The following is a 14,261-nucleotide window of genomic DNA, read 5'->3' on the forward strand; positions in this document are numbered from 1 at the left end:
GGAGCGCCGTCGTAACGTCCGTGCAGAGCGATCCATATCAACCGCCAGATAACAAAAACCAACCTTGAACTCCTCAAAAAGATAGTCGAAGAATCCTCTTGCAAAGGTGTTCAAAAAAACGAACACTAACGCCAGATGTTCAACATATCGCACGAAAGCAGAGCAGCCCCGCTGCCAGGAGACGTTATGAATAATTTCGACAAAACTGCCTATTGGCAGGACATTGATCAGGCCCACCACATCCATCCGTTCACCGATACGGCGGATCTGAACAATCGTGGGACCCGCGTCATCACACGTGCCGAAGGCGTCTTTATCGAGGATTCCAACGGCAAGCGCTATCTCGATGGCATGGCTGGCCTTTGGTGCGTGAATATCGGCTATGGCCGCAAGGAACTGGCCGAAGCTGCCTATAAGCAGATGCTTGAACTGCCCTATTACAACAACTTCTTCCAGTGCGCGAACACCCCGGCGATCGAGCTTTCCAAGGTTCTTGCCGAAATCACGACAGAAGGCCTGAACCACGTGTTCTATGCCAACTCCGGCTCGGAAGCGAACGACACGGTTGTCCGTATGGTTCATCAGTACTGGAACCTTAAGGGTAAACCGGAACGCACCCACATCATCAGCCGCAAGAACGCCTATCACGGCTCCACCGTTGCCGGTGCGTCGCTTGGCGGGATGTCGGGCATGCATTCGCAGGGCGGTGCGCTGGTGCGCGACATCGTTCATATCGACCAGCCTTACTGGTATGGCGAAGGTGGCGATCATACCCCGGAAGAATTCGGTCTGATCGCGGCGCGCAAGCTTGAAGAAAAGATCGAGGAAATCGGTGCAGACCGCGTTGGTGCCTTTATCGGTGAACCGATCCAGGGTGCTGGTGGCGTGATCATTCCGCCGTCGACCTACTGGCCGGAAATTCAACGTATCTGTAAGAAATACGACATTCTGCTGATTGCTGATGAAGTCATTTGCGGCTTTGGCCGTACCGGCGAATGGTTCGGCAGCGACACCTTTGGCATCAAGCCGGACCTGATGCCGATGGCAAAGGGCATGTCTTCGGGTTATCTGCCGATTTCAGCTGTCATGGTTGGTGATCGGGTGGCCGACGTTCTGATCAATGAATGCGGTGAATTCACCCATGGCTTCACCTATTCCGGTCATCCAGCCTGTGCGGCCGTGGCCCTTGAAAACATCCGCATCATGCGCGAAGAAAAAATGGTCGAACGCGTCAAGGACGAGATCGCACCTTATTTTGCCAAGGCGCTTAAAACCCTTGAAGACCATCCGCTGGTCGGTGCGGTTGAAACGATTGGCCTGATTGCCGGCATGCCGCTGGTCGATGACAAGAAAACCCGCAAAGGTTTCGACAAGCCGGGAACCGTTGGCACCATGTGCCGTGATGCCTGCGTTGCCAATGGCGTGATCATGCGCGCATGTGGTGATCGCATGGTTCTGTCCCCGCCGCTTTGCATCACCAAGGAAGAAATCGACGAGCTGATCAAACGTGCGCGTGCCGCCTTTGACGAGACCGCGAAAAAACTCGGCAAAATGTAATCAACACCTGATTACAATCGCTTAACCAAATACCCGGCATGAGCTATCATCGCCGGGTATTTCGGTTATAAAGTCCCACTGAACGCCCCACCCACATCATGCCTGCCCCACAGGCAACTTACATAAGCCCCGAACACCCAGACACCCAAAAGAGCCCACCATGCTAAAACGCATTTATCAGCCCGCCGCCTATCGCACAGACACCCTGCCTGACAGCTATTGGGTCGAAAGCGCATCGCCCCTTCCCGCCTGTGAAACCCTGCCCGAAGAAGGTCAGCTTAAAGCCGACATCGCCATCATCGGTGGTGGCTATTGCGGCCTGTCAGCAGCATTGGAACTGGCAAAAAATGGTGCGGATGTTGCGGTATTTGATACCGGTCGATCCGGCTGGGGTGCGTCTGGGCGCAATGGTGGATTTTGCTGCATGGGTGGCAGCGGCAAGGGATTTGGCCAACTGGCAAAAACTTTTGGCGATGATGCGGTCAAACAGTTCGCCCGCCATCAGCGCGATGCCATAAATCTGGTTGAGCAGCGCCTGAGTTCCTGGAACATTGACGCCGACCGCCATTCGAACGGCGAAGTGGTTCTGGCCCATAAACCCAACCGGGTGGCAGAGCTTAAGCACGAAGCCGAGGAACTCGCCCATTTCACCAACATCAAGACCGAGTTTCTCGATCGTGATGCATTGCATGAACGCGGGCTGCATGCCGCCGAAACCTTTGGCGGATTGCATGTCAAAGCGGGCTTTGGCATCAACCCGATGAAATATGTCGCCGGCCTGCATGAACAATGCGTGCGCGCCGGTGTTCGGATATTCGAACAGGCCACCATCGAACGGTTCGAGGAAGATGGCGATATCTATCGTCTGCATGCCGGCAACACCCGGATCAGTGCCAACAAGATCGTCATCGCCACCAATGGCTATAGCGCGGAAAACCTGCCTGACTGGATTGGCGGGCGCCTGATGCCGGTCTTTTCCGGTATCCTGATTACCCGCCCACTCCGCGAGGAAGAACTGGCCAATCAGGGCTGGACGAGCGATCTGATGGCGTTTGATAGCCGCATTCTGCTGCATTATTTCCGCAAGCTTCCCGACAATCGTTTCCTGTTTGGGGGACGCGGCGGCATTACCGCAACGCCCAAGGCCTTTGCGGCGGGCAAACGTGACCTTCTTGATAACTTCAAACGCATGTTCCCGGCCTGGGCTGATGTCGCCTTTACCCATCACTGGAACGGGCTTGCCTGCCTGTCACAAAGCTGGCGGCCTTTTATCGGAAGGGTTCCGGGCCATCATGATGTCTGGACGGCCCTTGCCTGGCATGGCAACGGGGTTGCGATGGCAAGCCTGGGTGGCAAGCTTCTGGCCGAACGCATGCTGGGCATCAGTGATGATGAGGATATCGGGGCTGTGATGACCACACCAATGGGTAAATTCCCGATGCCGGCATTGCGCCGCGTGGCTCGTTCAATCGGCTATCGTTATTACGGCCTGCACGACCGGTTTGCCTGATCAGCCCGGTTCGTTTCGGTGATCTGTTTGCGTTCGGTGATAAAGTGACATATGTCATGTCCCGGGTTCGCTTTATGAATTAAAGCAATTCCAGTTGATGCGCAGAACAGGCCAAAAATCATGTCCGAGAAACAGCCAACCCTTGCCGAAATCAAGGAACGCCGCGAAATCGCAACGCGCCGTATCAAGGAAGATACCGGCATTGATACGGACATGATCAAAAACATCGTGCATGGCTTTTACGCCAAGGTGCGTGATGACGAACTTCTTGGCCCGGTGTTTGAGGAAAAGGTCGAGAACTGGGACCATCATCTTGATCGCATGGTGATGTTCTGGTCATCGGTGGCGCTTGCCACCGGGCACTATGACGGCCGCCCGATGCAAAAGCATTTGCCGCTTAAAATCACGCGTCATCATTTTGACCGCTGGCTGCAGCTATTTGCGCAGACGCTGTCGGAATATTGCGATGAACCGGCCGCCAAGCATTTCATGGAACGCGCGCTTCGCATTGCGTCGAGCTTTGAAATCGGCATTGCCGCCCATAATGGCGTGATCCTGTCAAAGGGCGAACGATACGATCCGGTATCAAGCTGGGAACCAAACTGATCCCCGAACGTTACGTCATCAAGGCTATTTAACCACGCCGCCCGGATTAAGGGTTGCGAAGCCTTTTGTCAGTTACATTGACAAATTGAATCGATTGCGATTTCATTTGGTTATGGGGAATGCTGGAACACTGCGAAGATACAGATCTGATCGCGACGTCCGAAGGACGCGCCACAATATGGCACCCGGCATTCAAACAATCGGAGCTATCTGGCCAACCACCCCGACCCTTGATGGTTCGGGTGGCGCAGCGCGTGCGGCACGGTGCCAGCAATACGTTTTTCAGTCCGGTTGTTCCCGACATTTTCGACGAGACTTGAGACGACGAAACGGAGATACCGGACATGTGGTCAGTGATCACTCTTATTGTCATTTTGCTGATTGGCGTTATCGCCTACACGATTTATGGCCATCGCCATCATCTGACCCCAAGCAAGGGCAAAAAGATCAATCTGTCAGAACGCCCCAATAGCGCGCTTCTGATTGTTGACCTGCAAGAGGATTTCACCAACGCAACCGGCAAGAATGCCTATGCCCCTGATATGGTCGAAAAGCTGATTGCAGCGATCAATGATCTTGTTCAAACCGCCAATGCCAACGGATCGCCGGTGATTTCGATCCGCCAAACCTTCCGTGGCTGGTATATGAACTTCCTGATGAAGCTTTTGAATAAAGGCCGTGGCAACCCGAAATCCAAGGGGCTTGACCTTGATGCCCGCGTCAATGGTGATATCGACCATGATATCGTCAAATCCCGCGCCGACGGCTTTAGCGAGCCGGAGCTTGACCGCGTGCTGGATCGCCAGAAGGTTGGCAAACTGATCATTGTTGGCCTGGACGGGGATTACTGTGTCAAGGCGACCATGCAGGCCGCCCTTAACCGTGGCTACGAGGTATCGTTTAGCGATGCGACGACACTCGCACTCAAACCCAACAGCTGGAAGAAAACCAAATCCAAGCTGACCGCAGGCGGTGCGTCTGACGGTTTGGGTGTCTCGACACCGACAGCCGACAATGACGAAAATTCTGATCGCGCTGATGAACGCGAACGAGAGCGCGAGACCGAAAATCGCAGCCGCGACACAGCGTAAATCGCGGCTGCATCGTCGTCTTAAAGCTTGTCGCGGATCGAATACCACAGCATGGCGGCGACCAGCATCGGGAAGCGCAACATCTTTCCACCCGGGAAGACCGGCGTTTTGATATTGGCCATGACGTCAAAGCGTTCCATGGTGCCGACAACCGCATCAGCCATGATCTGCCCGGCAAGGGTCGCCATCGCCACCCCGTGACCGGAATAGCCGGTCGCGGTGAAGGTGTTGTCATCGACCTTGGCAAAGAACGGCATGCGGTTCATGGTGATCGCAAGCGTCCCGCCCCAGCCGTAATCAATTTTCACGTCTTTGAGCTGCGGATAGACTTCCAGCATATGCGGCGAAACAAACGCCTTGATGTCACGCGGGAAGGTATAGCCATAAGTCTCCCCGCCGCCAAACAGCATGCGTTTATCGGCACTTAGCCGGTAATAGTTGATGACAAACTTTGAGTCTGCGACTGCAACATCATCGCGGATCAGTTCGCGCGCCAGATCATCGCCCAGCGGTTCGGTGGCAATGACGAAATTGTTGATCGGCATGACGCGTTTCGCCACCCGATCTTCCAGCGCATCCAGATAGCCATTGCAGCCAAGGATCATCTTGTTGGCCGTCACCACCCCACCATTCGCGGTTTTGACCGTGACTTTGCCGCCCTGATTTTCATAACCGGTGACAACCGCGCCTTCGAAAATGCGTGCCCCGGCTGCGCGGGCCGCATCGGCCAAGCCAAGTGCGAAGTTAAGCGGATGCAAATGCCCCGCCCCCATATCAAGCGACCCGCCGTGATAGAACTCGGTCCCGACCATCTCGCGCATCTCAGCGCGGTCAACGGAACGGATATCTTCATAGCCATATTCGGTCTGAAGCTTTTCGGCGTAGGCATGGGTATGTTCGACAAAGCGCGCGCGGTGATCGGCATGCAGGATGCCCGGTTTCCAGTCGCATTTGATGTCATGCTTTGCAATCAGGGCCTTGACGATGTCCTTGGACTCTTCGGCGATATTCCAGAGTTTGTGCGCATCACCGCGCCCGACCATCTTTTCAAGTTCATCCTGTTCACGACGCTGGCCGGACCCGACCTGTCCGCCATTGCGACCCGATGCGCCCCAGCCGATCCGATGGGCTTCAAGCAGGATGACGTCATAGCCGCGCTCTGCCAGATGAAGTGCCGATGACAGCCCGGTAAAGCCGCCGCCGACAACCACAATGTCGCAGGTCTGATCCCCCTCAAGCTTGGCGAATGCATCGGTCGCATTTGCCGTCGCGGCATAATAGGAATCAGGATAGTGGCCTGGCCGGTCATTGGCGGTCAGCAAGTTCGGGGTGAACATGAGGAACCCTCATATTTGGTGATCAGTGGCGATTGGATGAGGGCTATCCTGCCCAATCCGGCTTGCCTATCAAGGAAAAACTGCCGTTTTTCCGGCCGTGAAACAGCTTTTCGCCGATTATGCCAAAACCATCCAAGCCAAAGCCAAAGGATTGCGTGAAGTCGTCGACAAAGCGCGATACCTGCGGAACGGAATTCTGAGGATTTCGCACTGTAGCACTTTTAAAATCAGAGTCTTATGGCTTTTGGCTGACCGCTTCGACCATATGAAGGGCGGTTTTGGTCGCAGCACAGCCCCCACGCGCCGTACAGCGCAGGTCAGGATGCATCATGTTGCCGATCTTGACGGTCTGATCGACCAGCTCGTCATATTCCAGCACCGCATCAAATCCGGCCAGTACCGCCATCGCGGATGAAAAGGCGTGCGACACCCCCGCCACATTGCGCGCATGACACGGGATTTCGACATCCCCGCCCACCGGGTCACAGACAAGCCCAAGCGTGTTCATCAGACACATGCTGGCCGCATCAAAGCATTGCTTGGGCGTACCGCCATAGGCCTGCGCCACCCCGGCGGCCGCCATTGCGGCAGACGCCCCGGTTTCCACCGAACACCCACCACATTCCGCCGCAAACGTCCCGCGTGCAGCAAATACCGCCCCGATCAGCGCCATGGTTTGCAGCGCATCCGTCGCCCCATCAAGATCAATACCATGGCGGATCAGACCATAAAGCGTGCCCGGAACAACACCGGCACTGCCCGCCGTTGGGGCCGCGCACACAAGACCACGGTTACTATCGCGTTCCATGGCAGACAACGCACCGGCCATCGCATCCTGCAAGACCGAACCACCAAGACCGGCAGGCAGGTTGGCATCACGCACGTTGCGCGCACGCAGCGTCAGGAAGCGCATGACGTTGTCTTCAGGCTTGGCATCAAACCCCTCAGCCACGACGCGCAGCATCAGTTCGCAGCGTTCGCGAAATAGCGCCCGGGTGGCATCGCGTGACAGGCCAAGGCGCTTGGCCTCCAATGTCAATGCAGCATTGGCAATGGATCCACCTTCGGCGTCGTCGGCAACGGCAATTACGTCGGCACTTTGCGAAAACAGATCATCTGTGGCACAGACCGGATATTGTGATGCGTCAGCAAAGCGCACATCGGTGATCCCGGCGCGGTTACGAAGTGCAGCCAGAAGTTCGGCATTCGGCAAAGCCTGTAGCGCGATTTCGACCCGCTCATGATCGGGTTCGACCGAAACACCCAGCAGGCTGTTTTCGCCCGCCGCCAGCTCAGCTGCCAACGCATCGGCCCCTGCCACCGCCGCCGGACCCCATACAAAAACGGTCGCGGTCTTGCCGGTCAAGAACAAGCGTTCGCCATTGCGACTGTCGATGTAATACATCCCGCCGCCGACCGAGGCACCTGTATACAGGTCTTTGCGATCCGTGCCATCGGCGGTGACAACGCCGAGTTCCAGATCAACACGGTTGGGGTGGTTGTTGTTTTCAAGTTCGGTTACTTCGACGGCAAACCGGAAACCCTCCCCGCGCTCTACCCGTCCCAGAATGTCACGATAATCCGCATCGGTCAGCTTCGCCCCTGCAAGCCCTGCGGCAAAGTTTTCATCCGAGCTTTGTGCCGCATAAACCGGCGCGAAAGAGCCGCGCGGGTCAAAGCGGATGACTGCATTTTTCAGGGTTTCGCCATTGGCACAGGAAAGCTCGCGCACGAGCTTTGCCATCATATAGGGGGCGGCACAATGCGAACTGGACGGCCCACGCATCACGGGACCGATGACGGAATTAAGCAGACTGATTTCTTGCATGGCGGCACTTTTTGTTGGGCGCTGTATGTCGCGGGATTTGCATACAATATGCCATGATCATCCCCTTCCCGCCGGTCGAATGCAATCACCAGAATCAAAAATCCCCGATCCATCAAAAGACAGACCGGGGAAATCATCAGACCATTTGAAATGGCAGGCCTTAACGCTGTTTGGTTTCCCATTCGGGATGCACGAAATAGGGTGCATTCGACGGTGCCAGCGGCGTTTTGCCACGAATGATGTCAGCCGCCTTTTCACCGACCATAATGGTCGGTGCATTGAGGTTGCCGGTCACGATGGTCGGCATGATCGAACTGTCGACCACGCGCAGGCCCTCAACGCCATGCACACGGGTTTTCTCGTCAACCACCGACATCTCGTCACTGCCCATCTTGCACGAGCAGGACGGGTGATAGGCACTTTCGGCGTGATCAGCGACCCAGGCATCAATCTGCTCATCTGTCTGGATGTCCTTGCCCGGGGCAATTTCACCACCACTGAGATCGGCAAAGGCTTCCTGACCAAAGATTTCTCGGGTCAGACGGACTGACGCGCGCATTTCTTCCCAGTCGTCCGGGTGGCTCATATAGTTCGGATCGATGATCGGGCGATCCTTGGGATTGGCCGATGCCAGACGCACCGTGCCGCGCGATTTGGAACGCATCGGGCCAACATGGGCCTGGAAGCCATCCTTTTCGGCGGCCTTGGAGCCGTTATAGTTAATCGCAGCCGGCATGAAGTGATATTGCAGATCGGGATGTTTCACGCCCGCCTTCGAGCGGATGAAGCCACCGGCCTCGAAATGGTTGGTCGCACCCAGCCCGGTTTTGAACAGATACCATTCAACCCCGATCTTGAGCTTGTTCCACCAATCAAGCTTGCTGTTGAGGCTGATTGGTTTGGTGCATTCCATCTGAACATAAAGCTCCAGATGGTCCTGAAGGTTCTCACCAACACCGGGCAGATCATGGACAACATCGATGCCATGTTCACGCAGGTGCGCCGCCGGACCGATGCCCGACAGCATCAGGAGCTTCGGCGAGTTGATCGAACCGGCCGAGATAATCACTTCGCGATCAACAACGGCGCGTTTGTTTTCACCCTGATGGGTGAAGTCGAGACCAATCGCACGTTTTCCTTCGAAAACAACACGTTGCGCCAATGCATTATGGTAAACGGTCAGGTTCGGACGCTTCATCGCCGGATGGAGATAAGCGCGCGCGGTTGACCAGCGGCGACCCTTATAGACCGTCATGTCCATGGTCCCGAGACCTTCCTGGCGATAGCCATTCTGGTCGGGGGTGAATTCATAGCCGGCCTGCTGGCCTGCCTTGATCCATGCCTTGTGCAGGTCGTTCTGACACGCCCCGGTGGTCACATGCAGCGGGCCATCCCCACCGTGATACTCGTCACCATCCGTGTCTTCGTTGCGCGTATCAGCACGACGGAAATACGGCAGGCAACGCGCATAGTCCCATTCCTTGAGCGCTGCGTCTTCTTCGGCCCAGCGATTGTAATCAAGGGCGTGACCACGCACATAGGCCATGCCGTTGATCGAGCTGGAACCGCCATAAACGCGCCCGCGCGGGGTTTCCATGCGGCGGTTATTGAGGTTGGGCTGCGGCGTTGTCCAATAGGCCCAGTTATAGGTTTCCGACTGCATCGGATAGGACAGCGCGGTCGGCATATGGATACGCCAGTCCCACCAGTGATCCTTCGGTCCGGCTTCGACAACCAGTACCTTCACTTCAGGGTCTTCGGTCAGTCGGTTGGCAAGCACAGCCCCTGCCGAACCGGATCCGACAATCACGTAATCATAATTTTCAGTGGTCGTTGGGGTCGTCATTTCTGATCCCTTGTTTGGTCGTGCTGTGTGGGCAGCCGGTGAGTGGTTGGCGATTGTCGTTGGTCAAAACCCCTTAATAAGGGGCTTCGACATCGCCGGTTTCGACATAAACGGATTTGATGCGGGTATAATATTCAATCGCCGCACGGCCGTTTTCGCGGCCAACGCCCGATTTCTTGACACCACCAAACGGCATCTCGATCGGGGTAATGTTATAGGTATTGATCCAGCAGGTGCCGGCCTCAAGCCGCGCAACAACGCGATGGCCGCGCGACAGATCCTTGGTGAAAACACCCGCGGCCAGACCGTATTCGGTATCGTTGGCGCGCTTGATGACTTCGTCTTCGTCGCTAAAGGTCAGGACAGACATCACCGGACCAAAGATTTCCTCACGCACGATGGTCATGTCATCGGTGCATTCGGTAAAGACGGTCGGGGCAACAAACAGCCCGCCTTCCGGCATTCCATCCGTCACAGCATGGCCGCCAAGGACGCATTTCGCCCCCTCTGCCTTGCCCTTTTCGATATAGGACATGACCTGTTCATACTGTGCCTTGGTGACGATCGGACCAACCTGGATTTCAGGCTTTTCCGGATCGCCCAGAACAAGGTCCTTGGAACGCGCGATCAGTTTTTCGATGAAGGCGTCGGCAACGCTTTCATGCACAAACACACGCGTCCCGTTCGAGCAGATCTGACCCGATGAATAGAAGTTCGCCATCTGCGCACCGGATACGGCGTTATCAAGATCTGCATCCTCAAACACGATCATCGGCGATTTGCCGCCAAGCTCCATGGTGACGGCCTTCATGCCGCCAGCAGCAACGGATGCCACCTTGGCACCGGTCGCGGCCGATCCGGTCAGCGAAATCTTGTCAACACCGGGATGCTCGACCAGCGATGCACCGCATTCGCGCGCACCCTGCACGACGTTGTAAACACCATCGGGAAGACCGGCTTCCTGAAGCGCCTCTGCCACCGCAATCGCGGAAAGCGGGGTCGTTTCAGACGGTTTGTAGACAACCGCGTTGCCACATGCCAAAGCCGGTGCAGCCTTCCAGCAGGCGATCTGGATCGGGTAGTTCCACGCACCAATGGCACCACAAACGCCAACCGCTTCGCGGCGGGTATAGGCAAAGTTGCCTGCAAGATCGATATGCTCGCCCGCAAGACTTCCGGCGACACCGGCGAAATATTCAAGGCATTCAACACCGGAAATCACATCGACAATTTCGGTTTCCTGAATGGCACGACCCGTGTCGCGGGTTTCAACCAGTGCGAGTTCATCATTGCGACCCCGCAGGATCTGGGCAGCCTTGAACAGCACCCGTGCGCGTTCGGCAGCCGGGGTGTTTTTCCAGATTTCAAACCCTGCGCGCGCAGCCTTGACCGCGGCATCAACATCAGAAGCAGTACTTTCATTGCCCTTGGCGAGAACCGTGTTGGTCGCGGGGTTCAGCGTTACCATTTCCGCGCCCGATCCTTGGGTCTTCTTGCCGTTGATGAAATTCTGGATTTGATAAAGGCTCATCTTAAAACTCCTGCTGGCTGCACGTTTGGTCGGCAGCCTTGAACGTTTCTATGGGTCGATTGCATTTAACGGGCTGGCGAGTTCGCCAGATACAGCCGCAAGGTGCCCAGCACCATTTTGCGCGCCCCGCCAATATCGGCTTTGCCGCGTGACAGGCCGGTACGCACCCAGATCCCGTCAACCATGGCTGCGATCGCAGCCGAAATATCATCGGCGCATTCTTCGGTCGTGAGCTGGCGCAGTTCATGGCGAAGGTTTGAAGCCAGTCGCTGAAAATAGATATTGTTCAGGCGACGCAGTGCATCAGAAAACGGCACCTGCGCCCAGAAGGACAGCCAGGCCACCGTCACCTGCGGGGTGAACTGTTCTTCGTTGAAGTTGGTATTGATGATGGCTTCAAGACGATCAATCGGCGTTTTGGCAGTTGCCAGACGCACCAGATAATCGTTGCGCAAATCCTGCATGAGCGAGCGCATGGTTGCTTCGAGCAACGCGTTCTTGCCACCAAAATAATGCGAGATAATCCCAGACGACATCCCGGCGGTTTTCGAGATACGGGCGATTGTCGTATCGGCGAATCCGTGGCTATGAATGGTTTCAATGGTCGCGTCGATCAACTGCCTGCGGCGTACAGGCTGCATACCAACTTTGGGCATTAACTCATCCAATCCTCTGCGTTGCGAAGGCTTTAGAAGGGTTTAACGCCGGAGCAACAGCATAAGACGCAGTTTTTAATCCTTCGCAATTGACGTAACCAGAATATGCTGTAATTTAATTGAACAATCAATCAATAAAAACACGCCGACATGAGCGGCGCGTTTCTCAGGGCTAAGAACCTTTGCTGCGCGGCCATTCGGCTGTTTTTGTGATTATTCCGGCCCATTCATCACGTTCGGGGGAACGTGGTTGATGGCTCTGGGCGAGTGTTGGCGACATGTTTGTTGCGTTGATGTTCGTCTGGCCTCCGGAACCGAGCGTATTCTGCTGACCGGCGCAATCCGGTCAGCAGTCACATCAGGTTTATACAAGGGAGAACCAGAAGCATGACCAATCTTTCCACGTTCGGCCGCCTTCTTGGCAGCACCATTATTGCAACCACCCTTCTGGGTGCAGCAGGTGCCAAAGCAGCCGATAGCGATGCCTGCAAAACCGTGACCTTCTCTGATGTTGGCTGGACCGACATCACGGCCACTACGGCAACCGCATCGGTGATCCTTGAATCACTCGGCTACACGGCTGAAACCGAACTTCTGTCGGTTCCGGTCACCTATACCAGCCTTGCCAATGGCGACGTTGACGTCTTCCTGGGCAACTGGATGCCGACCATGGCTGCTGACATTCAGCCCTATCTCGACAAGGGCACAGTTGTTTCGACCGGTGCGAACCTTGAAGGTGCGAAATACACCTTGGCTGTGACCAAGGCTGCATTTGACGCGGGCCTCAAGGACTTTGCCGATATCGCCAAATTCAAGGACGAACTTGATGGCGAGATCTATGGTATTGAGCCGGGCAACGATGGCAACCGTCTGATCCAGGACATGATCGATGGCAACCAGTTCGGCCTTGGCGAGTTTGAACTCGTTGAGTCCTCCGAACAGGGCATGCTGGCCGAGGTAAAGCGCAAATCCTCGCGCGATCAGTTCATCGTCTTCTTGGGTTGGGAACCGCACCCGATGAACGCGAAATACGACATGGCCTATCTTGATGGTGGCGATGACGTGTTTGGCCCGAACTTCGGCGGTGCCACCGTTCATACCAACCTGCGTGCCGGTTACACCGACGAATGCCCGAATGCCAGCAAATTCGTTACCAACCTTGAATTCAGCCTCGCCATGGAAAACGAAATCATGGACGCGATCCTGAACGAAGGCACCGACCCGGCCGAAGCAGCAACTGCATGGCTTAAAGCCAACCCGGATGCAGCTTATGCATGGCTTGATGGCGTGACCACCTTTGACGGTGGCGATGCCAAGGCAGCGCTGAAATCCGGTCTTGGTCTTTAAGCACCGCGATTGATTTTACCGATGCGCCCGCAGTTGGCTTTTTGCCGCTGCGGGCGCATCGGATGTATTCTTCTTAATTCTCATTGAACGGATATTTTCGCATGGAATGGCTCACGGAAACGAAGATTCCGCTGGGACAATGGATATCGTCCTTGATGGATGCGCTGAACGAACATGCCGATTTCGTTTTCTATACCGTTTCGGATGTTCTTGAATTCATTATCGAAAACACCATCGATTTTCTGGTGTGGCTGCCTGCCCTTCTGATTATTGCGGTCTTCGGGGTGCTTGCCGCTGTTTTGCACAAATCATGGAAACTGACAGCCTTTACGGTGCTGTCGCTTTTGCTGGTGGTCAATCTTGGCTACTGGGAAGAAACCATGGAGACGCTGGCGCTCGTCCTTTATGCGACGCTGTTTTGCATGTTGATCGGTGTGCCGCTTGGCGTGGCATCCGCCCACCGCCCGTGGCTGCATCAGGCAATGCGCCCGATCCTTGATCTGATGCAGACGATCCCGACATTTGTGTATCTGATCCCGACCCTGATCCTGTTTGGGCTTGGTGTAGTGCCCGGTCTTATTTCGACCGTGATCTTTGCCATCGCTGCCCCGATCCGCCTGACCCATCTTGGTATTTCCAACACGCCAAAGGCGCTTCTGGAAGCCGGTGAAAGCTTTGGTTGCACACCACGCCAGTTGCTGTTCAAGGTTGAGCTGCCATCGGCCATGCCATCGATCATGGCGGGACTGACGCAATGCATCATGTTGTCACTGTCGATGGTGGTTATTGCAGCCCTTGTCGGGGCAGATGGCCTTGGTAAGCCGGTTGTGCGCGCGCTTAATACCGTGAATGTCGCGCAAGGGTTCGAAGCCGGTCTTGCGATTGTGATTTTGGCCATCGTGCTTGATCGCATTTGCCGTCGTGACCACAAAGAAAAGTCGGGGCAGTGATC

Annotated in this window: 11 protein-coding genes; 6 read left to right on the top strand and 5 right to left on the bottom strand. The window is 55.6% G+C overall.

The window, feature by feature from the left end; translation table 11 throughout:
• The first annotated feature begins 186 nt into the window (after positions 1-186).
• From UF64_RS01355 to UF64_RS01375, 4 genes are all read left to right on the top strand, one after another.
• A complete protein-coding gene (locus UF64_RS01355; protein ID WP_044826818.1) occupies positions 187-1,557 on the top strand; it encodes an aspartate aminotransferase family protein in 1,371 nt (456 codons plus the stop codon).
• 160 nt (positions 1,558-1,717) lie between these two features.
• Positions 1,718-3,067: an FAD-binding oxidoreductase gene (locus tag UF64_RS01360; protein ID WP_044826819.1), complete on the top strand. Its 1,350-nt coding sequence runs from the start codon at positions 1,718-1,720 to the stop codon at positions 3,065-3,067.
• Positions 3,068-3,187: 120 nt separating this feature from the next.
• Complete coding sequence (locus tag UF64_RS01365; RefSeq protein ID WP_044826820.1) at positions 3,188-3,673, top strand: group III truncated hemoglobin; 486 nt, start codon at positions 3,188-3,190, stop codon at positions 3,671-3,673.
• Positions 3,674-4,017: 344 nt separating this feature from the next.
• Positions 4,018-4,764 carry a cysteine hydrolase family protein gene (locus UF64_RS01375; RefSeq protein ID WP_082049417.1) on the top strand — a complete coding sequence of 249 codons (747 nt, stop codon included), beginning with the start codon at positions 4,018-4,020 and terminating at the stop codon, positions 4,762-4,764.
• Positions 4,765-4,784: 20 nt separating this feature from the next.
• Here UF64_RS01375 and UF64_RS01380 read toward each other — a convergent pair whose 3' ends face one another.
• From UF64_RS01380 to betI, 5 genes are all read right to left on the bottom strand, one after another.
• Positions 4,785-6,101: an FAD-binding oxidoreductase gene (locus UF64_RS01380; RefSeq protein ID WP_044826822.1), complete on the bottom strand. Its 1,317-nt coding sequence runs from the start codon at positions 6,099-6,101 to the stop codon at positions 4,785-4,787.
• Between the two features lie 235 nt (positions 6,102-6,336).
• A complete protein-coding gene (locus UF64_RS01385) occupies positions 6,337-7,929 on the bottom strand; it encodes an L-serine ammonia-lyase, iron-sulfur-dependent, subunit alpha (RefSeq protein ID WP_044826823.1) in 1,593 nt (530 codons plus the stop codon).
• A gap of 160 nt (positions 7,930-8,089) precedes the next feature.
• The gene (gene betA, locus UF64_RS01390; protein ID WP_044826824.1) at positions 8,090-9,775 is read right to left on the bottom strand and encodes a choline dehydrogenase; all 1,686 of its coding nucleotides are present in this window, start codon (positions 9,773-9,775) and stop codon (positions 8,090-8,092) included.
• A gap of 73 nt (positions 9,776-9,848) precedes the next feature.
• Positions 9,849-11,306: a betaine-aldehyde dehydrogenase gene (betB, locus tag UF64_RS01395; RefSeq protein ID WP_044826825.1), complete on the bottom strand. Its 1,458-nt coding sequence runs from the start codon at positions 11,304-11,306 to the stop codon at positions 9,849-9,851.
• Positions 11,307-11,371: 65 nt separating this feature from the next.
• A complete protein-coding gene (betI, locus tag UF64_RS01400; RefSeq protein ID WP_044826826.1) occupies positions 11,372-11,962 on the bottom strand; it encodes a transcriptional regulator BetI in 591 nt (196 codons plus the stop codon).
• 387 nt (positions 11,963-12,349) lie between these two features.
• On the opposite strand from betI, the gene UF64_RS01405 reads away from it, so the two are divergent.
• Positions 12,350-13,309, top strand: coding sequence for a choline ABC transporter substrate-binding protein (locus UF64_RS01405; protein ID WP_044826827.1), 960 nt, complete (start codon positions 12,350-12,352; stop codon positions 13,307-13,309).
• Positions 13,310-13,410: 101 nt separating this feature from the next.
• Complete coding sequence (gene choW / locus UF64_RS01410; RefSeq protein WP_044826828.1) at positions 13,411-14,259, top strand: choline ABC transporter permease subunit; 849 nt, start codon at positions 13,411-13,413, stop codon at positions 14,257-14,259.
• The last annotated feature ends 2 nt before the right edge of the window (positions 14,260-14,261 follow it).

Source organism: Thalassospira sp. HJ, from assembly GCF_000948415.1.
GTDB lineage: Bacteria > Pseudomonadota > Alphaproteobacteria > Rhodospirillales > Thalassospiraceae > Thalassospira.

What these genes read in the sequence shown, in the direction of transcription:
- UF64_RS01355 (WP_044826818.1), top strand. Translation starts at nt 187, where the DNA reads ATGAATAATTTCGACAAAACTGCCTATTGGCAGGACATTGATCAGGCC.
- UF64_RS01360 (WP_044826819.1), top strand. Translation starts at nt 1,718, where the DNA reads ATGCTAAAACGCATTTATCAGCCCGCCGCCTATCGCACAGACACCCTG.
- UF64_RS01365 (WP_044826820.1), top strand. Translation starts at nt 3,188, where the DNA reads ATGTCCGAGAAACAGCCAACCCTTGCCGAAATCAAGGAACGCCGCGAA.
- UF64_RS01375 (WP_082049417.1), top strand. Translation starts at nt 4,018, where the DNA reads ATGTGGTCAGTGATCACTCTTATTGTCATTTTGCTGATTGGCGTTATC.
- UF64_RS01380 (WP_044826822.1), bottom strand. Translation starts at nt 6,101, where the DNA reads ATGTTCACCCCGAACTTGCTGACCGCCAATGACCGGCCAGGCCACTAT.
- UF64_RS01385 (WP_044826823.1), bottom strand. Translation starts at nt 7,929, where the DNA reads ATGCAAGAAATCAGTCTGCTTAATTCCGTCATCGGTCCCGTGATGCGT.
- betA (WP_044826824.1), bottom strand. Translation starts at nt 9,775, where the DNA reads ATGACGACCCCAACGACCACTGAAAATTATGATTACGTGATTGTCGGA.
- betB (WP_044826825.1), bottom strand. Translation starts at nt 11,306, where the DNA reads ATGAGCCTTTATCAAATCCAGAATTTCATCAACGGCAAGAAGACCCAA.
- betI (WP_044826826.1), bottom strand. Translation starts at nt 11,962, where the DNA reads ATGCCCAAAGTTGGTATGCAGCCTGTACGCCGCAGGCAGTTGATCGAC.
- UF64_RS01405 (WP_044826827.1), top strand. Translation starts at nt 12,350, where the DNA reads ATGACCAATCTTTCCACGTTCGGCCGCCTTCTTGGCAGCACCATTATT.
- choW (WP_044826828.1), top strand. Translation starts at nt 13,411, where the DNA reads ATGGAATGGCTCACGGAAACGAAGATTCCGCTGGGACAATGGATATCG.